The sequence below is a fragment of the Paraburkholderia monticola genome (genome assembly GCF_001580545.1).
GTDB lineage: Bacteria > Pseudomonadota > Gammaproteobacteria > Burkholderiales > Burkholderiaceae > Paraburkholderia > Paraburkholderia monticola.
In genome coordinates this window covers 283,653-303,557 of the sequence record NZ_LRBG01000038.1, presented here as the reverse complement: position 1 = coordinate 303,557, position 19,905 = coordinate 283,653, and the positions used below count along the sequence as shown (strand labels likewise).

The window sequence follows — 19,905 nt, the reverse complement described above, 5'->3', positions numbered from 1 at the left end:
GGTAGTTCGGGTTGTGATGGAAACGGCGCGCTCAGACTGGCACGTCGCCCTCGATCGTCGTGCGATACAGCTTGCGGCGCAGATGATCGGGCGTGCCGGCGGCGAGATGCATCAACGAGCGGTTGTCCCAGAACACCATGTCGTGCGCGGCCCATCGATGCCGGTACAGATGCTCGGGCCGCACGCTGTGCGCGAACAGCTCGCCGAGCAACGCTTGGCTCTCGTCTTCCGGCAAACCGATCACGCGCGTCGTGAAGTGCTCGCTGACGAACAGCGCCTTGCGCCCCGTCTCCGGATGCGTGCGCACGATCGGATGCGCGACCGGCTTCACCTGCGCGATCTGCTCGGCCGACAGATTCGGCCGCCACGGGCTGCGCTTTTGCAGCTCCGCGTATTTGGCCAGGTACGTGTGCTCCGCACTGCGTCCCTCCACGGCGCTGCGCAGATGTGCCGGCAACGTATCCCACGCCAGATGCATGTTTGCGAACAACGTATCGCCGCCCTCGGCGGGCAGTTCCTGGGCGTGCAGCAACGAGCCGAGGCTCGGCTTTTCCTTGTACGACAGGTCGGAGTGCCAGTAGTGGCCGGCGTCGCCGAGACCGATCGGCTTGCCGTTTTCGACGATGTTCGAGACGACCAGCACCTCGGGATACCCGGACAAGCCAAACTGATGCAGCACGTGAATCTGCAGCGGGCCGAAGCGGCGGCTGAACGCGATCTGCTGGTCCGGCGTGATGCGCTGGTCGCGAAACACGAGCACGTGGTGGTCCAGATGCGCGCGGTGGATGCGCGCGAAATCGTCGCCGCCGAGCGGCTGGCCGAGATCGAGGCCGAGCACTTCGGCGCCGAGCGGCGCGTCGAACGCGCGGATCTCGAAAGCTTGAACGGCGGGGGCAAAAGCAGCGGCGGTAGTCGTCACAGGCGTCTCTTCGTCGAAACTATTCAGCGGGCGCCTAACGGCGCGGTCAGTGCGACGAATGTACCGGCCCGCGCGCGCGATGCCAACGAAGCAAATCCGATACGGTTATCTGCTGGAGTGATAAACCCGACGCTGGAACACGTCGCGCGGCGTGGGACCTGGCCTTACCGATGCCCATCGGCAGGTCAGAACTTCGGCAGACCCGGCGGATTGCTTTCGGAGCGCGCCAACGCTTCCGATTCGATGCCCCAGTGCGCGAGCGAGCGCCGGTAGACGCCGTCCGCGATCAGCCCGTTCGTCGCGACGGTCAACGCATCCATCAGGCCGCCGCCCCTACGCGTGGCGATCGCCACATCCGCGCGCGCCGGCCAGCCGGCATTGAGCGTGCCCACTTCGCGGATCGCGCCGGTGGTGGCCGCATCGTAGGCAAGCGGCGCGTTCGGATTGAAGACGACATCGGCGCGGCCCGATAGCAAGGCGATGCGGCTCGCGGCGTCATCGTCGAAGTACTGGAACTCGACGGCCTTCAAACCGCTCGCGATGTTCTGCCGGTCCCATTCGAGGATGATCTTTTCCTGATTCGTGCCCGAGGAGGTAATGAGCCGCAGCCCCGCGATATCCCGTGGTTGCGCGATCTTCCTGATCGGGCTTGCGGCTTTCACGTAGAAACCGTGCAGCCCCTGACGATACGTCGTGAAGTCGAACTTCTCCTTGCGCTGCTCAGTCACGCCAACGTTCGAGATCACCGCGTCGTACTTGCCCGAGGTGAGCCCGAGCGGCCAGTCGGCCCAAGCGATCGGCACGAGGTTCAGCTTCAGCCCGAGCGAGTCGGCGATCAGTTGCGCGTAGTCGGCATCGGAACCGACGACGGTACGCGCATCGGTCGCATAGGTCGCGGTCGGCGGCAAGTGCGGCGAAATCGCGACCGTGAAGTTGCCGTCTTTGGCGAAGCGGTAGTGGTTGCCGATCGCCGCAATCGCGGCTGGATTCTTTGGCACGCGAAGGCGGCCGGGTTGTTCCGGGCTCAGGTCCACCGCGCCGTGGGGCGCTTGCGCTGCTTGTGCCGCAGCGAGCGCGTCGCGTAAAAGCAGCGCCCCAAGCGCCGCGCTGGTGAGAATGAATTGACGTCGGTTGGTCATCTGTCTGGTTCAGGCTGCAATCACAGGACGCGCGACAGAAACTCGCGCGTGCGCGCGTGGCGCGGTTCGTTCAATACTTGCGCGGGCGGCCCCGACTCGATCACGCGTCCGCGATCCATGAACACGATCGTGTCCGCCACTTCGCGCGCAAAGCCGATTTCGTGCGTGACGATCACCATCGTCGTGCCGGAACGCGCGAGCGCCTTGATCACGTCGAGCACTTCGTTGACGAGTTCGGGATCGAGCGCCGAGGTCGGCTCGTCGAACAGCAGCACCTTCGGCTTCAGCGCCAGTGCGCGCGCAATCGCCACGCGCTGCTGCTGGCCGCCCGACAACTGACGCGGCCACGCATGCGCCTTCGCTTCGAGACCGACACGCGCAAGCAGGCTCAGCGCGAGACTCTCCGCTTCCGCGCGCGACAGACGTCCCAACGCGACCGGTGCCTCGACGATATTTTCCAGCACGGTCAGATGCGGGAACAGATTGAAGCTCTGAAACACCATGCCGACCTCGACGCGGCGGCGCAGGATCTCTTTCTCCTTGAGCTCGTAGAGCGTCTCGCCGTCGCGTCGATAACCGATCAGCTCACCGTCGATATCGATCAGACCCGCGTCGACGCGCTCCAGATGGTTGATCGTGCGCAGCAACGTCGATTTGCCGGAGCCCGACTGGCCGAGAATCACGGTGACGCTGCCCGGGCGCATCGTCAGCGAGACGTTGTCGAGCACCTTCAGCGTGCCGAAGCTCTTCGATACCTGCTGAATCACGATGCGCGCCCCGTCGCGTTGATCGGCCCAGCGCTGAGCGGCGGAGGCGCCTGCTCGCGGACTCCCGGTAGCGTCGGTTCGCGCATCGACGCGCCGATCGGCGCCGCTGCGCAGAATGCCCACACTTTCCAGCAGCGCACCCAGAGCGGACGGCGCCGCCGCGCGTTTGACGCCGCGCGAGAAATGCCGCTCCACATAGACCTGGATCGCCGACAGCACGGTCAGAATGATCAGATACCAGACCGTCGCGACCATCAGCAGTGGAATCACCTCGAGATTGCGCCGATAGATGATCTGCACCGTGTAGAACAGCTCCGGCATCGCGAGCACATAGACCATCGACGAGCCCTTCGCGAGCGCGATCAGATCGTTGAACGCGGTGGGCAGAATCGCGCGCATCGCCTGCGGCAGCACGATGCGCCAGGCCTGGCGCTCGCGCGGCAAGCCGAGCGCGGCGGCTGCTTCGAGCTGACCGTGATCGACCGACTGAATCCCGCCGCGAATCACTTCGGCCGAAAACGCCGCGTGATTGAGCGTCAGCCCGAGCACCGCGGCGAGGAACGGGCTGATCAGCTCGGTGGTCGGCACGTCGAGCACGACGATGCTCGTGAACGGCACGCCGAGGTGCACCGTCTCGTACAGATAGCCGAGATTGTTCAGGATCAGCAGCAGAACAATCAGCGGAATCGAGCGGAACAGCCACACGAATGCCCACGCGCAGCCCGCGAGCAACGGCGAGCGCGACACCCGTGCGAGCGCGATCGGGATGCCGAGCGCGAAGCCGAACACCGCGCCGAGCGCGGTCAACAGCAGCGTGCGGCCGAGCCCGGACAGCACCGGCTCGGACAGGAACCATTCGGCGAAGACATTCCAGCCCCAGCGCGGATTGCCCAAGACCGATTCGAGCACGATGCCGATCAGCACCACGGCCGCGAGGGTGCCGGCCATGCGCGCGCGATTCTTCGCGGGCACGATGCGATAGTCGGCGCGCTCGCGCAACGCGTCGGCATGCGCGACGGCGAGTGGCGGATTGGCGAGTTCAGCGGTGTCGTTCATGGATGTCTGCTCCGCGCGCTCAGGCCGCGTCGGCCACTGCGGCCGTCTCGGTCGATTCCGCCGCTGCATGGCGGCTCGCCTTGCGCGGCAAGCCGAGATGATCGCGCAGTGTCGCGCCGGTCAGCGTGCGCTCGTAGCGCCCACGCCGCTCGAGTTCGGGCACGACGTAGCGCACGAAATCGTCGAGCCCCTGCGCCTGCACCGCGAAGCCGAGGATGAAACCGTCGGCCGCGCCGGCGTCGAGCCAGCGGATCAGCTCGTCCGCGATCTGCGCGGGCGTGCCGAGAAAATGCGTGCGCGGCGTCGCAACTTCGAGTGCGACCTCACGCAGCGTCGAGCCCTTCCTGCGCGCTTCCGCCTTGATGCGGTCGGTGGTGGAGCGGAAACTGTTGCGGCCAATCTCCCCTAGCTCGGGGAACGGTTCGTCGAGCGGATACTGCGTAAAGTCGTGGTGATCGAAATAGCGGCCGAGATAGGCGAGCGCTTCGTCGATGGTCAAAAGCTCGCGAATCGCGCGGTATTTCGCTTCCGCTTCTTCGGGCGTCGCGCCGACGATCGGGCTGATGCCCGGGAAGATCTTCACGTCGTCGCGGCTTCGGCCATGCTCTTCTGCACTGTCTTTCACGCGCTGCGCGAAGCTGCGCGTCTCTTCGATCGATACCGAATGCGTGAACACCGCGTCCGCGTATTTTCCCGCGAGCGCGATGCCGGCATCGGATGAACCCGCCTGGAAAATCACCGGCTGCCCCTGCGCGGAGCGCTGGATATTGAGCGGCCCGGCCACCTGGAAGAACTTGCCGTCGTGATTCAGCGTATGCAGCCTGTCGCGCTCGAAGAACACCCCGCGTTCGCGATCGCGCACGAACGCGTCGTCGTCCCAGCTATCCCACAGGCCTTGCGCGACGCTGAGATACTCGTCGGCGATTTCGTAGCGCAGCGCATGCTCGGGATGCGAGCCGCCGTAGTTCTTCGCGGTCCCCTCGAGCGGCGTCGTGACGACATTCCAGCCGGCGCGACCGCCGCTGATCAGATCGAGCGAGGCGAACTGGCGCGCGACGGTAAACGGATCGCTATACGACGTCGACACGGTGCCCGCGAGCCCGATCTTCGACGTGGCCGTCGCGAGTGCCGAGAGGATCGAGATCGGTTCGAAGCGGTTCAGGAAGTGCGGAATCGATTTCTCGTTGATGTACAGCCCATCGGCGACGAACGCGAACGCGATGCCGTGTGCCTCGGCCTTGCGCACCGTATCGACGAAGAAGCTGAGGTTCACGCTCGCATCGGCGGGACCGGCCGGGTGCTTCCACGAATTCATATGACTGCCGGCACCTTGCAGCATGATGCCGAAATTGAGTTTGCGATGGCTCATCGGATAGTCCGCTAATCGGTGAGTGTTCGTGACGGAGATCAGGCGTAGGCCGGCTCGATCGTGCTGCCGAGCAGCTCGACCGAGCGCAGGCGCGCCGGATAGTGTTGCAGCGGCGAATCGATGACGAATTCGCCGATGCCGTAGCGTCGGCTCAACGCGTCGAGCTGGTCGCGCACGTCTTCGGCCGTGCCCTTGACGACGTGCGGATGGCGCTCTTCGATCGTGTAGCCGCTCGCGCCCGCCTGGCGCGCGTATTCTTCGGCGGCTTCGGCCGTCGCGAGATTCAGGCTTTGGCCGGTGGACAGTTGCAGCCTGAAGATGCGCAGGGGCCCGGTGAGCTGCTCCGCTTCATCGCGCGTCGCCGCGGCGACCGCATATAGCGCGAGCAGCGGCGCCCGCCCGCTCAACTCGCGATACGTGCGCACCGTGCGTTCGATGTTCGCCTCGTCGCCATTGAAGTGGCCGGCGTAACAGAACTGCCAGCCCTGCCGCGCGGCGAGTGTCGCGCTATCCGGACTGCCGCCCAGCAGAATGCGCTCAGGCAACGCGGGTGGAACCGGAAACGCGAGCGCGCCCGCGAGAGGATGGTCGTCTTCGACGCCCGCGCCGAGAAACGCGTCGAGCTGCGCGAGCTGTGTGTCGAAGCCGGGTTGGTTGGCCTTGTCATGCAGCCATTGCAGCGCGCGCGTGGTCTGCGGCAAACCGCCAGGCGCCTTGCCGATGCCGAGATCGACGCGCCCAGGCGCGAGCGCCGCGAGCAGCCTGAACGACTCGGCGACCTTGAACGGGCTGTAGTGCTGCAACATCACCCCGCCCGAGCCGACGCGAATCCGCGACGTATGCGCAAGCACATGCGCGACCACGATCTCCGGCGCCGAACTCGCGAGGCCGGGGGCGCCGTGATACTCGGCGATCCAGAAGCGTTTGAAGCCGAGCGCTTCGGCGCGCTTCGCAAGCGACACCGTGAAGCGCAGTGCCTCGGCCGCGCTCGCGCCCGCGGCGATCGGGCTTTTATCCAGCAACGAAAGCGAAAAGGTCATGGGATGGCGGTTCGACGATGAAAGATAGACAGCGCGTTGACTCGATCAGGTTTTCGGCAACCCCGGCGGATTGGTCGCGGCCTTGTCGATCGCTTCGGAGCCGAGATTCCAGCGCTCGAGCACCGCGTGATACTGGCCTTTGCCGATCAGATCGTTCAGCGCGATCGTCACCGGCGCGGCGAGGCCGCTGCCCCGGCGCGTCGTCACCGCGACTTCGGCGGTGCGCGGCCAGCCGCCGCTGACCGTGCCCACCTGGCGTGTCTTGCCATGCGTGGCCGCGTCGTAAAGCAGCGCCGCGTTGACGCTGAAGATCGCGTCGGCGCGCCCCGATTGCAGCGCGACCGACTTGACCGCATCGTCGTCGTAGTACTGCACCTCGATCGGCTTCAGTCCGTGCGCGACGTTTTCCTTGTCCCATTCGAGCAGGATCTTTTCCTGATTGGTGCCCGCGTCGGTAATCACGCGCAGGCCCGCGACGTCCTTAGGTTCCTTGATCGATTTGATCGGGCTGTCGGTTTTGACGAAGAAACCGACCTCGTCGCGCCGATAGGTCGAAAAGTCGAACTTGGCCTTGCGCTCTTCCGTCACGGTCACGTTCGAAATCACCGCGTCGACCTTGCCGGACGCGAGCGCGAGCGGCCAGTCCGGCCACGCGAGGATCACGACATTGAGCTTGCGGCCGAGGCTGTCCGCGACGAGTTGCGCGAGATCAGGGTCGAAGCCGATCACGGTTTTCGCATCGGTTGCATAGGTGCTGATCGGCGGATGCGCGACCACGATGCCGACGGTCAGCGCGTCTTTGGCGACGAACGGAAAGTTCGCGGGCACCGCCTTCGTCGCGGCCGTATCCGGTTCGGCGCGCACGCGCCCGTGTTGATCGGGACTCAGATCGAAGCCCGTTGCGGCGAGCGCGGTGCCGCTGACGTACACCATGGCCGCCAGTACGAGCGACGACAATTGCAGACCTGTTTTCATCACGTGTCCGTTGTAGTGTGGGAAGAAGAATCGGCGTTTAGCGAGCGGCCAGATCGGCGTCTTTTGCACGCAGGTCGTCGAGCGTGTCGATGTTTTGCGGTGCGAGCAGGTTCTTGCCGAAGCGAAGATGCACGTGCACTTCCGGCGGCAACGCGGTATCGAACAGCTTCGTATAGCCGGTGCGTTCGTAAAGCGCCCATGCTTCCGGCTGCATGAAGCCGGTCGTCAGGTAGACACGCGCATAACCCTGTGCGAGCGCGCGCGCTTCCAGTTCGTGCACGACCCGTCGCGCGAGTCCCTGGTGGCGCAGATCGTCGCGCGTCCAGATACGTTTGAGTTCGGCCGTGCGCGCGTCGTAGCGCTTGAACGCGCCACCGCCGATCGTCTCGCCATCGCGAATCAGCAGAACGAACGCGCCTTGCGGCGGCGCGAACAGCTCGGCCGGATAGCGCGCCATTTCCTGCGCGGCGGCCGCGCCGCCGTCCTTGCGATAGTCTTCGTAACGTGTCGCATATTCGTGCAGCAGCGCGTCGAGCAGCGGCTGCGCGCGAGGATCGAGTGGCGTGGTGTCAACGACGAGAGTGCTCATGAACGATCGACGATAAGTCAGCGGATATTCAGGAGCTCATACGATAGCGTGCAGCCGCGTTGCCGCTAACCAAGCAATTTCGCTATCTTTATCTGGTATGGAGATTGGCTGCGACCGCGTACAAACGCGCTGCGATTGCGTGGAGCAACGCCAATATCACGTTGTGATGCTCGTGGAAACGTACGCGCGACATGCGCTGTAGCGTCGCTTCAGTTGGCCACTTCTTCCGCGAGATGGAACAGGCAATCGCCTCGCCTGACGAGCGCGGGTACCCGCTTGCAGACGACTTCGCCTTCGCTCGAGAAACGACAGATCACCGGCTCTTTCAGCGGCGTGTCCGGGAAATGGATGCGCGCAGCCGGTTGCCCGGCGACCACCCGCTCGCCGAGTTCGACCAGCGGTTCGAACAGGCCGTTGTCGTAGGCGTACACGTAATGACGCGCGCCCGCGACACGCAGAAAGCGCGTGTCGGCAGGCGGCGCCTCGGGCACCTGCGAACCGCTCAATACGCCGATCGCGCCGAGGAAGTGCAACAGCCCCTGGCGGGCTTCGCGCAGCAGCGCCGCGTCGACGGTTGCGCCACCGCCCAACTCCGCCGTGATCGACAAGGCCCCTTGCCGGCGCGCGGCCGTCGCTGCGTGCACCGGGTTTTCCGCGTGCAGGAACGCGTTCGGTAAGCCGAACGCACGCAGCGCATGTTGCAGCCGCTCGTTCTCGCCGTCGTCGCGCGGATCGATCGCCAGCATGTTATTGCCACGATAGAGCAGCGAGCTGCCGCCGGAGTGAAGATCGATCAGATAGTCCGCGCGCGCGAGCAACACGTGTTCGATGTAATGCGCGATCACCTGCGTCGGAGACCCTTGCGGATCGCCCGGAAACGAACGATTCAGATTGCCGCCGTCGAGCGGCGACGTGCGCAGACCGGCTTCGGCCGCTGGCGCATTGGCTTGCGGTAACAGAATCAGTTGGCCGCAAACGTGCGCCGGTTCGAGTTCGCGGATCAGCGTGGAGACGAGGATCTGCCCTTCGTATTCGTCGCCGTGATTGCCGGCCATGATCAGCACGACCGGGCCTGCGCCATTGCGTATCGAAGCGATCGGAATCGGCAGCCAGCCATACGCGGACCGATGCACCGAATGCGGCAGCCGCAGATAGCCCGTCTGCTTGCCCGCTGCATCCAGGTCGATTTCGCTGCGAATCGGATTGGCCGACGTGATGGTTGAACTCATTGCCTCGCTCGCGGAAATAACGGCGTTCTAGCCGCTCCACCTAGGCGCCAAACGGAAACTGCCATTTGATCTTCGCATCGCCACTCGCCGTGCCATGGCCGTCGCGCCAGCGGCGTTTCAGCAATCGCGTCGCACCATACTGCAACGCCGAACACAGCAGCAGATAGACGACGCCAACGAACAGGAAAATCTGCACCGGGTACACCATCAGCCGATTATTGACCTGATTCGCGAGAAACGTAAACTCGGGCACGCCGACGATATAAGCCAGCGACGTGTCCTTGATCAACGTGACCCATTGATTGACGAACGACGGCATCATGATCCGTATCGCCTGCGGCAATTGCACGTAGCGCAGCGCTTGCCAGCGCGTCATGCCAAGCGACGCCGCCGCCTGCGCCTGCCCCGCGCCGACTGCCGCAATGCCCGCCTGCACCGAATGCGACAGATACGCGCCGCCGATCAGCGCGAGCGCACAGATCACCGTCGCGAGGCCCGGCACGTCGATGTGCAGCAACATCGGCATCAGGAAGAAAGTCCAGAAGATCAGCATCAGCACCGGGATCGCGCGAAAGAAGCCGACCACGGCGGTCAGGGCGAGATGCACGGCGCCGCGAGTCATCGATAGTGCGATCCCGCCGGCGAGGCCGAACAATGCCGACAGCAACGCCGATACGATGGACATCGCCACCGTCAACGCGGCGCCGCCGAGCGGCCCATCGGGGAACGTGCCGAGCAGCAGGTAGCGCAGCGACGGCAGCCAGTCGAGCGCGCTCATCAGTGCTCTCCTTGCCAGATGCGGGCGCCGACGCGTCGGGCGTCGCTACGTTTCAACACCAGCAATGCGGCTTCGATAAACGCGATGATCGCGATATACAGCACGGTCGCCGCGCCGAACGCCTGAAACGTCTTGAACGTTTCGGTATCGACCTGACGCGATACGTACGACAACTCCGCGAGCCCGATCGTCATCGCCAGCGATGAATTCTTCACGAGGTTCATGTACTGCCCGCCAAGCGGCGGCGTCGCGATACGGATCGCCTGCGGCAGGATCACGTAACGGAAAGCGGCGAGCGGCGTGAGGCCCAGTGCCGCGGCGGCCTGATGCTGCGCGTCCTTGACGCCGCGCATCCCGGCGCGAAATTCCTCGCCGACAAAAGCGGTCGTATAGCACGTGAGCCCGATCCAGCCCGCGACGAATTCGAACGACGGCCACGCAATCGTCCAGCCCCACAGTGAAACGGCGTGCGACGCATTGAGCCATTCCATCCACGACTGCGGCAATAGCGTCGCCGCACCGAAATACCAGAACAGCAGTTGCACGAGCAACGGCGAATTGCGAAACACCATCACATACAGCGCGGCCGCGCGTGCGAGCATGCCGTTGCGGCCATTACGCGCGAGCGCGAGGCCGAAACCGGCAAGCGTCGCCGCCGCGCCCGCGCAGACCGACAACACCAGCGTCATCAGAAAGCCATGCGCGATCCATCCCAGGTACTTCGGTTCCAGCCAGCCGTTCATTCTGCCCTTCTACACAAGCGCTTTCGTTATGCAATGACAAGCGGCCCGCCGTTTTTACACAGCAGGCCGGCTCTCTAAAGCGATTTAAGGATCAGCTCTTCTGCGGATCACCGATCTTGAACAGACGCGGCAGCGGCGCGCGGCTCTCCGGTCCGAACCAGTGGTCGTAGATCTTCGCGGCGGTGCCGTCCGCTTCGAGGCCCTTCAGCGTATCGTCGACCACGCTCAGCAGACGCGTCTCGCCCTTCGGCACGCCGACGCCTTCATAGTCGTTCGAGATCGTGAACGGCGGGATCTCGTAGTTCGCCTTGTCGGGCACGTTCGCGAGCAGCGCGACGAGCTTCGGGCCGTCTTGCGTGATCGCCTGCACGTTGCCGGCGCGCAGCGCGGCGAACGCGAACGGCGTGTCGTCGTAGGCGACGATCGTCGCGTTGGGGAATTGCGCGCGTACCTGCTGCTCGTTCGTCGTGCCCTTGTCGGCGCCCACGCGCAAACTGTTCAGCTGTTGCGGCGACTTCAGCACGCCCTTCTTCGCGATGAACTGCGTGCCCGACGCGAAGTACGGCGTGCTGAAATCGACTTCCTTCTTGCGCTCGTCGGTAATCGTGAAGTTGGCGAACACGAGATCCACCTTGCCGGACTTCAGAAACGCGATGCGGTTGGCCGGATTGGTCGGCTGGATTTCGAGCTTCACGCCGAGCTTGTTCGCTAGCGCGCGCGCATAGTCGACGTCGAGCCCGACGATCTGGTTGGTCTTCGCATCGACGAAACCGAACGGCGCATTGCTGTCGAACGTGGCGACGCGCAGCACACCCGCTTTCTTGATGTCATCGAGACGATCGGCGTGCGCGACGCCGGAGAACGCGAGCAGCAACCCCATGACTGCTGCGCCAACGAATTTGATTTTCATGCTTGGGCCTTGGTATTGGATGTTCTGACTTGCGACGTGATCCACGACTGCATCACGACCGCGTGGCGCAGACTGTAGCAATGCGCACCGCAATGGCGAACCAACAAATCGTCACGAGCTAAGCGGCGATTCTGCTATGCGCCGTTACTGCTTGCCCTTCCACGGCACGAGTCTGCGTTCGAGCGCGCGCATGACCAGATCGAACAGCCACGCGATCAGGCCGATCAGCACGATCCCCATCACGACCACATCGGTGCGCAGAAAGCTCGACGCGTTGAGCACCATCTGACCGAGCCCCGCGGTGGCGGCAACCATTTCGGCCGCGACCAGCGTGGTCCAGCCGAAGCCGATCGCAATGCGCAAGCCCGTCAGGATTTCGGGCAACGCGGCGGGCAGTACGACATGCAGCACCACCTGGCGAAAATTCGCGCCGAGCGACCACGCCGCGTTGACCTGCTCGACGCTCGCGCTGCGCACGCCGGCGCGCGCCGCCATCGCAATCGGCGCGAAACACGCGAGCCAGATCACGACGATCTTCGCGGTCTCGTCGATGCCGAACCAGATCACGACGAGCGGCAGATACGCAAGCGGCGGCAGCGGTCGATAGAACTCGAGCGGCGGATCGAGCAATCCGCGCGCGATGCGGCTCACCCCCATCAGAATGCCGACCGGTATCGCGGTGACGCTCGCGAGCGCGAAGGCGCCGAACACCCGTATGGCGCTCCACAGCAGATGCTCGGACAACGGCAAGCCGCCCTGGATGCGGCCGTTCCATGCATCGACGAATGCATGCCAGACCGCGTCAGGTGTGGGTAGAAACAGCGGTGGTATCCAGTGCAGATGGGTCGCGGTCCACCACAGCAGCGCGAACGCGGCGACGCATAGCACGCTGAGCCACGCAGTCGGTCCTTCGCCCGGCATGCCACGGTATGACTTGCGGCCTTGTGTCGGGTTGCGCGGCCGCGTCGTGTTCTTCGCAACGTCCGCACCTGTCGGCGTGCGCTGTTGCGACGATTCGATCACGCTCATCAGGCGGCCTCCCGCAAGGTCTGATGCAAGCGCCGCGTCAAGCGCTCGCGCCACTCGATGAACGCCGGCGACGACTTCACCGCACGGGCATCGCGCGTCGCCAGATATTCGCGGGCGAACGGCAGCTCGTGAACTTCGGCGATCCGCCCAGGGCCGGGCGTCATCAGCACGAGACGCGTCGCGAGAAACAGCGCTTCCTCGACGCTGTGCGTGATGAAGAACACCGTCTTGTGCGTGCGCGCCCATACGTCGAGCACGAGCTCCTGCACGGCCTCGCGCGTCAGCGCATCGAGCGCGCCCATCGGCTCGTCCATCAGCAGGATTTCCGGATCGCTCGCGAGCGCACGCGCAATGCCCACGCGCTGCTGCATGCCGCCAGAGAGCGCATGAATCTTCGCGTTCGCATGACGTTCGAGCCCGACGAGTGCGAGCGTGCGCCGCGCGATCTCATGCCGCTCGGCACGCGCGATGCCGCGAAACCGCAGGCCGAGCGCTACGTTGTCGAGCACGTCGAGCCACGGCATCAGCGCGTGCTTCTGGAATACGACACCGCGCTCGACGCCAGGCCCGTCGATCGGCGTGCCGTTGAGGCGCACCTCGCCTTCGCCCGGATCGACGAAGCCGGCGATGCAGTTGAGCAACGTGGTCTTGCCACAACCCGACGCACCTAGCGCGACGACGAACTCGCCGCGCTCGATGCGCAGATCGACACCCGCGAGCGCGGGCTCGCTCGCGCCGTCGTAGGTCACGCGCAGTCCGCGGATGTCGAGCATGCTCATCGCGCGGCCTGCTGCGCGAAGCGCGGATTCACGGCCGCCGAGTAATCGGGCAACACGTTCTGGATCGTGCCCTGCGTCTTCAGAAACGCCGCCGTGGCCGCGAGCGATTGCGCCGCGCCGGATTGCTTGCCACCGCCGAGCCAGCTCGGCGACGCCTGTTCCGCCGCGCTCGGGAACGCGTACAGCGCGAGACTCGCGGGCACGTCCGCGGGCGCCGCGCCCGACTCCTGCGCGACCGCCTGCACCTGCTGCGAATTCGCGGTCCAGTCGGCCTTGTGATCGCGATACAGCGCGTCCGTATCGGCGAGCACCTTGACGAGACCCGCCATGAAGGCCGCGTTGTCGCGCTCGAACTGGCGCGACGCGACGAAGCCGTCGAAGGTCGCCTTGCCGCTTTCCCTCGCGACTTCGCCCGACGTGATCAGCACCTTGCCGTTCTGCTTGACCTTCGCGAGCACCGGGTCCCAGATATAGGTCGCGTCGATGTTGCCGCGCTGCCAGGCGGCGGCGACTTCAGGCGGACGCAGGTTCAGTATCTTCACCGACGACGGATCGACGCCCGCCTGCTGCAACGCGACGAGCGCATGGAAGTGCGAGGTCGAGACATACGGCACGCCGATCGTCTTGCCCTTCAGATCGGTGATCTTCGCGACGCCGGAACCATCGCGCGCGACCAGCGCTTCGGCATCGTTGATGTTGTCGAGAATCCAGAACAGCGACAGATCGACGCCTTGCGACAGACCCGCCGCGATCGGGCTCGAACCCGCCTCGCCCAACTGGATCGAGCCGGACGCCAGCGCGCGCACCACGTCCGCGCCGCTGCCCAGTTTGCGATAGGTGACCTTGTAGCCGGTCGCCTTTTCGACGGCGCCGGTCGCCTGCGCGTAGCGCCACGGCACGACCATGTCCTGATAGCCGATCACGACTTCGCGGCTTTGCGCCTGCGCGGACGACACGAACGGCGTCAGCGCGGCAATGCCGGCTGATGCCGCGACGAAGGCGACGGCGCGCAACGCACGCCGCACTTGACGGAGAGAGTGATTCATCGGAAGCCTGCTCGTTGGTTTGAGATGCGAAGAGGCTTCCGACTATAGGCAGTTTCGACCGGGCCGGTTCGAATGAATCGTGCATAGCTAATCACTGGCGCTCAGCATTGCTTTCGCGTCGCCGCCATCCGCGATAGCGCCAAAACTGCTTTGATTCTGAGCATTTGTTGGTTCGCTTGCGCCACCGCGCTGGTTACATTGGACGACCACCCAATGCGACGACAAGGACAAAACGATGGAACCGGCTCGGGGCTTTTCATTGATCGCGACAGCGCGCCATGCCAACACGACCGGCGGCGAACGCAAGCGCGGCAGGCGTCATTGGCTGAAGACGGCCGCGGCCGCGCTCGCGCTCGGTCTATTCGGCACGACCCACGGCGCCACCGCCGCCACCGCCGCACCGCTCGACGAGCTGAAGCTCGACTATGCGTACTATTCGCCGGAAAGCCTCGTGATCAAGCGCAATGGCTGGCTCGAACAGGAATTTGCCAGCGACCACACCCAGGTGAAGTGGGTGCTGAGTCTCGGCAGCAACCGCGCGCTGGAGTACCTGAACAGCGGCGCCATCGATATCGGCTCGACCGCGGGTCTCGCCGCCGTGCTCGGCAAGGCCAACGGCAATCCGATTCGCGCGGTGTACATCTTCTCGCGCCCCGAGTGGACCGCGCTCGTGGTGCGCAAGGACTCGCCGATCAAAACGCTCGCCGACCTGAAGGGCAAGAAGATCGCGGCCACCAAGGGCACCGATCCGTTCCTGTTCACGTTGCGCGCACTGCATACGGCGGGCCTCTCGCGCGACGACGTCGAGATCGTCAATCTGCAGCATCCCGATGGGCGTACCGCGCTCGCCAACGGCCAGGTGGACGCGTGGGCTGGGCTCGACCCGCACATGGCGGCCGCGCAGATCGACGACGGTGCGCGGCTGCTGTATCGCAACGTCGACTTCAATACCTGGGGCTTCCTGAACGCACGCGAAGACTTCATCCGCGAACACCCAGACGCGCTCGCGCGCGTGCTGAAGGTCTATGAAAAAGCGCGTGTCTGGATTGCCGCCCATCCGGACGACACCGCGAAAATCGTCGCGGAAGAATCCAGGGTCTCTCTACCGGTCGCGAAGCTGCAGCTGAGCCGCAACGATTTCAGCCAGCCACAGCCGGGCGCCCGGCAGATTGCCGCGCTCAAAGCCGCCGCGCCGATTCTGATCGACGAGCAGCTCGTCAGGAACGGCACCGATCTGAACGCGGTGATCAATGCGCTGGTGGACGCCAGCGTCGCTCAACCGGTGATTGCGACCGCGAGCAATGGCAACAAATGAAACCCGCACGATCGACGCGAGTCCGCCGATGAGTGCCGCAAAAGACCTTTTCACGCTCGCACGACGCGATGCGCCCTGCCCGACGTGCGGCGAACTCGCACAGCCGCCGCTTGCGCACGACCCGTTGCGGTGGTGGCGCTATGCCGGTCTTGCGCTGCCTGTCGTGTTTCTGGGCGTCGTCGAGGTGCTGGTACGCGCGTCGATACTGCCGGTGCATCTCGTCCCCGCGCCGAGCGCGATCGCGCAAACGCTCTGGGATCTCGGCGCCGCGCGGCTCGCGCGGCATATCGGCGCGAGCGTGATGCGCGTGTACGGCGGCTTTGCGATCGGCGCCGCGCTCGCGCTGCTGATCGGCGCGGCAATGGGCGTGAGCCGACGCATCGATGCGGTGCTCGACCCCGCGTTCCAGGCCTTGCGCGCGATTCCATCGCTCGCGTGGGTGCCGATCCTGCTGCTGTGGATGGGCATCGACGAAGCGCCGAAGATCACGCTGATCGCGATCGGCGCATTTTTTCCGGTGCAGCTGAGCGTGGTGGCGGGCATTCGCGGCGTCGACCGCAAGCTGATCGAATTCGGCCAGTTGAACCGGCTGGGCCGGCGCGCGCTATTCACGCGTATCCTGCTGCCGGCGTCGATGCCGCAGATTTTCACGGGACTGCGCACCGGCCTGAGCCTCGCGTGGATGTTCATGGTGGCCGCCGAGTTGATCGCGGCGACGCGCGGGCTCGGCTATCTGCTCAGCGATGGTCGCGAAACCGGCCGCCCGGATCTGGTGTTCGGCGCGATCCTGCTGCTCGCACTGCTCGGCAAACTGAGCGACGGCCTGCTGAAAGCGCTCGAGCTACGCGCGCTGTCGTGGCGCGATGCGCACGAGGGCTCGGAGGCCGCGCGATGAATCGGCCACTCGCTCCATTGCTCGAAGTACGTGGACTCACGCGGCGCTTTGGCGAGCGCAACGTGTTTGGACAGGTCTCGTTCGCGCTCGCGCGCGGTGAAATCGTCAGTCTGGTCGGCCCCAGCGGCTGCGGCAAGAGCACGCTGCTGCGCGCGGTGGCGGGACTCGACCGCGCGGCCACGGGCTCCGTGCTGATAGACGGCATACCCTTGCTCGCGCCGTCGTCGCGCGTCGGCATGATCTTTCAGGAACCGCGCCTGCTGCCCTGGCTCAGCGTCGCGGACAACGTTGCGTTTGCCGCCGGTCCGCACGCGGGGGATAATCCGCGCGTCGATGCGCTGCTCGCCGAAATGGGTCTCGCGGGCGTGCGCGACGCACTGCCCAAGCAACTGTCCGGCGGCATGGCGCAGCGGGTGGCGCTCGCACGCGGTCTGTTCAGCGAACCCGACCTGTTGCTGCTCGACGAACCGTTCAGCGCCGTCGATGCGATCACGCGCGCGCGCCTGCAGCAACTCCTGCTCGCGTTGAAGCACGCGCGCGGCACGACGGTGCTGCTCGTCACGCACGATCTCGACGAAGCGCTGAGTCTGTCCGACCGGGTGCTGTTGTTGTCCCCGGCGAGCGCGGGTGGCCCGAGCCGCATCGCGCGCGAACTGCCGGTGACGTTGCAGCGGCCGAGGAATCCGCGCGATGCGTCGTTGAATGCGCTGCGCGATGTGCTGCTGGAGATGTAGCGGGCGGCTACTTCACGAACGCGACGCTCGACGGGTCGGTGACATCGGCCGATTGCCCCGTATCGGCCAACCTGCCTGACGCCGCATCGATGCTGAACACGTTGACCTTACCACTGCGCTGATTCGCGACGAGCAACCAACGGCCGGACGCATCGATGCCGAAACCCCACGGCTTGTCGCCACCCGATGCGATGCGCTGCACGAGCGAGAGCTCGCCCGTCTGCGCATTCACGCGATAGACCACCAGCGCGTTTTCCCCGCGATTCTCGACATAGACGAAACGCCCATCGCGGCCGAGCGCGATTTCGGCGCCGCTTTTCATGCCATCGAAACCATCCGTGCTGATCGGCAGCGATTGCACGTGCGTCAGCGTGCCTTGCGCGGCGTCCCAGCGAAACACCAGCACTTGCGCGCTCAACTCGGTCAGCAGATAGACGAACTGCCCGTTCGCGGAGAACTCGAGGTGACGCGGGCCGCTGCCCGCTGGCGCGACGAAGGTGGCCGCGCGCGTGGCGTCGTCCTGCGAGAGCGCATGCGTCGCGCGATCGAAGCGATAGACGAACACGCGGTCAGCGCCGAGATCCGCAACGAGCGCGTAGCGGCCGGATGGATCGACCGCGATACCGTGCGCGTGCGCGCTCGCCTGACGGCGGTTCGGGCCGGAACCGGTCTCCGCGAGCGTCGAGACGAGTGGCCCGACGCTGCCGTCCGCATTGACCGCGACGCTCGACACCGAGCCGCTGTTGTAATTCGCGCCGAGCAAGGTCATCGACGGTGCGTCGAAGCGCAGAAACGTGGTGCCGCGTCCGCCTGTCTGCACCATGCCGAGCGTGCTCAGCGAACCGTTGTCGTGATCGACCGCGTAGGCCGTGATGCTGCCTTCTTTCGCGCTGTCGTCGTCGACCGCATAGAGCACCGGCGCTTGCGGCGAGGCCGCGACCCACGTCGATTTCGCCCCTTCGGCGACCGGTCCGAGCGCGCTCAGCGCGCCGCTCGCGGGATCGAAACGCAGCGCGCTGATCTGCTTGTTCAGCGTGCCGACATAAACGAATTCGGTGTGCGCGGCCGCGGGCGACTCAGCGGCATGCAACGGTACGCCGACGATGCCCGCCGACCACGTCAGCGCGGCGCATGTCGCCGTCAGCGCATGGCGCGCGGCGCGATTCTGCTGGAACAACCGGGTCATATTCGATGAACGTAGAGACGCAAGCGATGGGAACGATCTGGCCAAGCGTAGTCGAATCGCCGCTGGCCGTCCCTGCACAAAACACCGATTCGCCTGGACTTATTGAAGACTGCCTTCGCTCGGCAGGCGCTACCGGTTCGGCTGCTGCCGCGCCGCGACGCGGAACTGGCTCGGCGCCTGGCCCACTTCCCTGCGGAAGAAGCGCGTGAAGTACGCGGCATCGGCGAAACCGAGCCCGAACGCGATCTGCTCGACCGACATGTCGCCGAAAATCAGGTTGCGCTTGGCTTCGGTGATGAGGCGCGCGTGAATCATCTTGGTCGGACTCTGCTCGGCCGCGGACGCACAGGCCGCACGCAACTGCACGAGCGACACGGCCATCTTCGACGCGTAATCCTGCAGCGTCAGATTCTCGCGGTAGTGCTCCTCGATCAGCTTGCGGAAGCGATCCACGAGGCGCATGTCGTTGCGCGACGTGCTTTCACTCGCGGCCTGCTCGAGCGGTGTGGCGCGCGCGAGCTTCAGCAGCAGCGTGGTCAGCAGCGCTTCGGTGCCGACCACGTGACCGACCGCGTCGGATTCGGCTTCCTGCTTCAGGCTGTTGATGAGGCTGTAGAACGCCATGCCCGCATCGGCGGCATCGCCGAGCGGAATCACTCGCGGCGCCTCCCACAGCGCGATGAATTCGCGCAGCTTCGCGTTGACCTGCGTCAAATACGCGACCTCGATCGTGACGACCCAGCGGTCGACGTCGACTTCGTAGTCGAGGCCATGCACGCATTCAGTGGGCAGCAGCAACGCGCAAGGGCCTTCGAACGGAACGCTCTCGCCCTCCAGATTCATCACGCCGCGCCCGCTGTGCACAAAAATGACCTGACCGTAAGCGGGATGCGCGTGCGGCTCGGTGCGCCAGCGGCCGCGGTCGGTCACGTGTCCGACGTGCACGAACCAGTTTTTCGTTTCGGGGCGCTCGACGTACAGGCGGACCTTCGGCACGGTGGTCCGCTTCGCCTTCGCGACCGCTCTGGGCTGATGTTTCGCCGCGGCGCTGAGTGTCATACAGTCTCCTTGACGGCCGATTCGCTTGGCGCTCGCGGCCTGCATGGCAAGCGCGGGCTGCTGCGTGAAATCGGCGGCCGCCGATGCGCGGCAGAACCGCTGCGGCGCTCGGCTTGCAGTGCTTGTGATGGCGCCGGGGCTCGACCGATGGTCCCCTCGATGGTTTGCCCACGCCGAACCCGATTCGAACATGGCGCACGTCCCTCGCGAATAGCGTGCGACGTCGGCAAACGCGAGGAGGTATTTACCCTGATCAAAAAGGAAGCGCCCCAGCCTCGGGGCATCATCCTAGCACTGTCGAACGGCTCGCGGAAACTGACGAATTTTTCCAAGCGTTTCCGCGCGCAT

19 protein-coding genes are annotated in these 19,905 nt (G+C 65.2%); 3 read left to right on the top strand and 16 right to left on the bottom strand.

The annotated features are described in order from the left end of the window. Positions 1 to 31: 31 nt before the first annotated feature. The 14 genes from CI15_RS28870 to tauA all read right to left on the bottom strand — a co-directional run bounded on the left by CI15_RS28870 (position 32) and on the right by tauA (position 14,368). Positions 32 to 919 carry a TauD/TfdA dioxygenase family protein gene (locus CI15_RS28870; RefSeq protein ID WP_062134978.1) on the bottom strand — a complete coding sequence of 296 codons (888 nt, stop codon included), beginning with the start codon at positions 917 to 919 and terminating at the stop codon, positions 32 to 34. 185 nt (positions 920 to 1,104) lie between these two features. Continuing rightward, positions 1,105 to 2,058 carry an ABC transporter substrate-binding protein gene (locus CI15_RS28865; RefSeq protein WP_062134975.1) on the bottom strand — a complete coding sequence of 318 codons (954 nt, stop codon included), beginning with the start codon at positions 2,056 to 2,058 and terminating at the stop codon, positions 1,105 to 1,107. 20 nt (positions 2,059 to 2,078) lie between these two features. Then, the gene (locus CI15_RS38130) at positions 2,079 to 3,881 is read right to left on the bottom strand and encodes an amino acid ABC transporter permease/ATP-binding protein (protein ID WP_075643797.1); all 1,803 of its coding nucleotides are present in this window, start codon (positions 3,879 to 3,881) and stop codon (positions 2,079 to 2,081) included. A gap of 19 nt (positions 3,882 to 3,900) precedes the next feature. Next, positions 3,901 to 5,250, bottom strand: coding sequence for an LLM class flavin-dependent oxidoreductase (locus CI15_RS28850; RefSeq protein ID WP_062134972.1), 1,350 nt, complete (start codon positions 5,248 to 5,250; stop codon positions 3,901 to 3,903). A gap of 38 nt (positions 5,251 to 5,288) precedes the next feature. Beyond that, complete coding sequence (locus CI15_RS28845; RefSeq protein ID WP_062134970.1) at positions 5,289 to 6,290, bottom strand: MsnO8 family LLM class oxidoreductase; 1,002 nt, start codon at positions 6,288 to 6,290, stop codon at positions 5,289 to 5,291. A 45-nt stretch (positions 6,291 to 6,335) separates the two neighbouring features. Next, positions 6,336 to 7,223 (bottom strand): ABC transporter substrate-binding protein, encoded by an 888-nt coding sequence (locus CI15_RS28840; RefSeq protein WP_241495996.1) that lies wholly within the window; start codon positions 7,221 to 7,223, stop codon positions 6,336 to 6,338. A gap of 79 nt (positions 7,224 to 7,302) precedes the next feature. Next, complete coding sequence (locus CI15_RS28835) at positions 7,303 to 7,854, bottom strand: GNAT family N-acetyltransferase (RefSeq protein WP_062134965.1); 552 nt, start codon at positions 7,852 to 7,854, stop codon at positions 7,303 to 7,305. 209 nt (positions 7,855 to 8,063) lie between these two features. Beyond that, positions 8,064 to 9,083: a succinylglutamate desuccinylase/aspartoacylase family protein gene (locus CI15_RS28830; protein ID WP_062134962.1), complete on the bottom strand. Its 1,020-nt coding sequence runs from the start codon at positions 9,081 to 9,083 to the stop codon at positions 8,064 to 8,066. 40 nt (positions 9,084 to 9,123) lie between these two features. Continuing rightward, complete coding sequence (locus tag CI15_RS28825; protein ID WP_062134959.1) at positions 9,124 to 9,861, bottom strand: amino acid ABC transporter permease; 738 nt, start codon at positions 9,859 to 9,861, stop codon at positions 9,124 to 9,126. Next, entirely contained in the window at positions 9,861 to 10,604 is a 744-nt protein-coding gene (locus tag CI15_RS28820; RefSeq protein ID WP_062134956.1) for an amino acid ABC transporter permease, read from the bottom strand. Before CI15_RS28820 ends, CI15_RS28825 begins: the two co-directional genes overlap by 1 nt. A gap of 91 nt (positions 10,605 to 10,695) precedes the next feature. Next, positions 10,696 to 11,514 carry an ABC transporter substrate-binding protein gene (locus CI15_RS28815; protein WP_062134954.1) on the bottom strand — a complete coding sequence of 273 codons (819 nt, stop codon included), beginning with the start codon at positions 11,512 to 11,514 and terminating at the stop codon, positions 10,696 to 10,698. Positions 11,515 to 11,658: 144 nt separating this feature from the next. Next, positions 11,659 to 12,543: an ABC transporter permease subunit gene (locus tag CI15_RS28810; protein WP_062134951.1), complete on the bottom strand. Its 885-nt coding sequence runs from the start codon at positions 12,541 to 12,543 to the stop codon at positions 11,659 to 11,661. Further along, positions 12,543 to 13,322, bottom strand: a complete 780-nt coding sequence (locus CI15_RS28805; protein WP_062134948.1) for a taurine ABC transporter ATP-binding protein — start codon at positions 13,320 to 13,322, stop codon at positions 12,543 to 12,545. The genes CI15_RS28810 and CI15_RS28805 overlap by 1 nt, the downstream gene beginning before the upstream one ends. Continuing rightward, the gene (gene tauA / locus CI15_RS28800; RefSeq protein ID WP_062134945.1) at positions 13,319 to 14,368 is read right to left on the bottom strand and encodes a taurine ABC transporter substrate-binding protein; all 1,050 of its coding nucleotides are present in this window, start codon (positions 14,366 to 14,368) and stop codon (positions 13,319 to 13,321) included. The genes CI15_RS28805 and tauA overlap by 4 nt, the downstream gene beginning before the upstream one ends. A gap of 235 nt (positions 14,369 to 14,603) precedes the next feature. On the opposite strand from tauA, the gene CI15_RS28795 reads away from it, so the two are divergent. Genes CI15_RS28795 through CI15_RS28785 form a run of 3 tightly spaced genes read left to right on the top strand, consistent with a single transcriptional unit; the run spans position 14,604 to position 17,312 of the window. Then, on the top strand, positions 14,604 to 15,683 hold the full coding sequence (locus tag CI15_RS28795) for an aliphatic sulfonate ABC transporter substrate-binding protein (RefSeq protein WP_062134943.1): 1,080 nt from the start codon (positions 14,604 to 14,606) through the stop codon (positions 15,681 to 15,683). Positions 15,684 to 15,711: 28 nt separating this feature from the next. After that, a complete protein-coding gene (locus CI15_RS28790; protein ID WP_062136223.1) occupies positions 15,712 to 16,578 on the top strand; it encodes an ABC transporter permease in 867 nt (288 codons plus the stop codon). Continuing rightward, positions 16,575 to 17,312: an ABC transporter ATP-binding protein gene (locus CI15_RS28785; protein WP_062134940.1), complete on the top strand. Its 738-nt coding sequence runs from the start codon at positions 16,575 to 16,577 to the stop codon at positions 17,310 to 17,312. Before CI15_RS28790 ends, CI15_RS28785 begins: the two co-directional genes overlap by 4 nt. A 7-nt stretch (positions 17,313 to 17,319) precedes the next feature. Here CI15_RS28785 and CI15_RS28780 read toward each other — a convergent pair whose 3' ends face one another. Both CI15_RS28780 and CI15_RS28775 read right to left on the bottom strand, forming a co-directional pair. Then, the gene (locus CI15_RS28780) at positions 17,320 to 18,498 is read right to left on the bottom strand and encodes a lactonase family protein (RefSeq protein WP_062134935.1); all 1,179 of its coding nucleotides are present in this window, start codon (positions 18,496 to 18,498) and stop codon (positions 17,320 to 17,322) included. Between the two features lie 129 nt (positions 18,499 to 18,627). After that, on the bottom strand, positions 18,628 to 19,557 hold the full coding sequence (locus tag CI15_RS28775) for a helix-turn-helix domain-containing protein (protein WP_062134932.1): 930 nt from the start codon (positions 19,555 to 19,557) through the stop codon (positions 18,628 to 18,630). Positions 19,558 to 19,905: the final 348 nt, after the last annotated feature.

Coding starts and splice junctions, on each gene's coding strand:
- CI15_RS28865 (WP_062134975.1), bottom strand. CDS start 2,058: ATGACCAACCGACGTCAATTCATTCTCACCAGCGCGGCGCTTGGGGCG.
- CI15_RS38130 (WP_075643797.1), bottom strand. CDS start 3,881: ATGAACGACACCGCTGAACTCGCCAATCCGCCACTCGCCGTCGCGCAT.
- CI15_RS28850 (WP_062134972.1), bottom strand. CDS start 5,250: ATGAGCCATCGCAAACTCAATTTCGGCATCATGCTGCAAGGTGCCGGC.
- CI15_RS28845 (WP_062134970.1), bottom strand. CDS start 6,290: ATGACCTTTTCGCTTTCGTTGCTGGATAAAAGCCCGATCGCCGCGGGC.
- CI15_RS28840 (WP_241495996.1), bottom strand. CDS start 7,223: ATGGTGTACGTCAGCGGCACCGCGCTCGCCGCAACGGGCTTCGATCTG.
- CI15_RS28835 (WP_062134965.1), bottom strand. CDS start 7,854: ATGAGCACTCTCGTCGTTGACACCACGCCACTCGATCCTCGCGCGCAG.
- CI15_RS28830 (WP_062134962.1), bottom strand. CDS start 9,083: ATGAGTTCAACCATCACGTCGGCCAATCCGATTCGCAGCGAAATCGAC.
- CI15_RS28825 (WP_062134959.1), bottom strand. CDS start 9,861: ATGAGCGCGCTCGACTGGCTGCCGTCGCTGCGCTACCTGCTGCTCGGC.
- CI15_RS28820 (WP_062134956.1), bottom strand. CDS start 10,604: ATGAACGGCTGGCTGGAACCGAAGTACCTGGGATGGATCGCGCATGGC.
- CI15_RS28815 (WP_062134954.1), bottom strand. CDS start 11,514: ATGAAAATCAAATTCGTTGGCGCAGCAGTCATGGGGTTGCTGCTCGCG.
- CI15_RS28810 (WP_062134951.1), bottom strand. CDS start 12,543: ATGAGCGTGATCGAATCGTCGCAACAGCGCACGCCGACAGGTGCGGAC.
- CI15_RS28805 (WP_062134948.1), bottom strand. CDS start 13,322: ATGAGCATGCTCGACATCCGCGGACTGCGCGTGACCTACGACGGCGCG.
- tauA (WP_062134945.1), bottom strand. CDS start 14,368: ATGAATCACTCTCTCCGTCAAGTGCGGCGTGCGTTGCGCGCCGTCGCC.
- CI15_RS28795 (WP_062134943.1), top strand. CDS start 14,604: ATGGAACCGGCTCGGGGCTTTTCATTGATCGCGACAGCGCGCCATGCC.
- CI15_RS28790 (WP_062136223.1), top strand. CDS start 15,712: ATGAGTGCCGCAAAAGACCTTTTCACGCTCGCACGACGCGATGCGCCC.
- CI15_RS28785 (WP_062134940.1), top strand. CDS start 16,575: ATGAATCGGCCACTCGCTCCATTGCTCGAAGTACGTGGACTCACGCGG.
- CI15_RS28780 (WP_062134935.1), bottom strand. CDS start 18,498: ATGACCCGGTTGTTCCAGCAGAATCGCGCCGCGCGCCATGCGCTGACG.
- CI15_RS28775 (WP_062134932.1), bottom strand. CDS start 19,557: ATGACACTCAGCGCCGCGGCGAAACATCAGCCCAGAGCGGTCGCGAAG.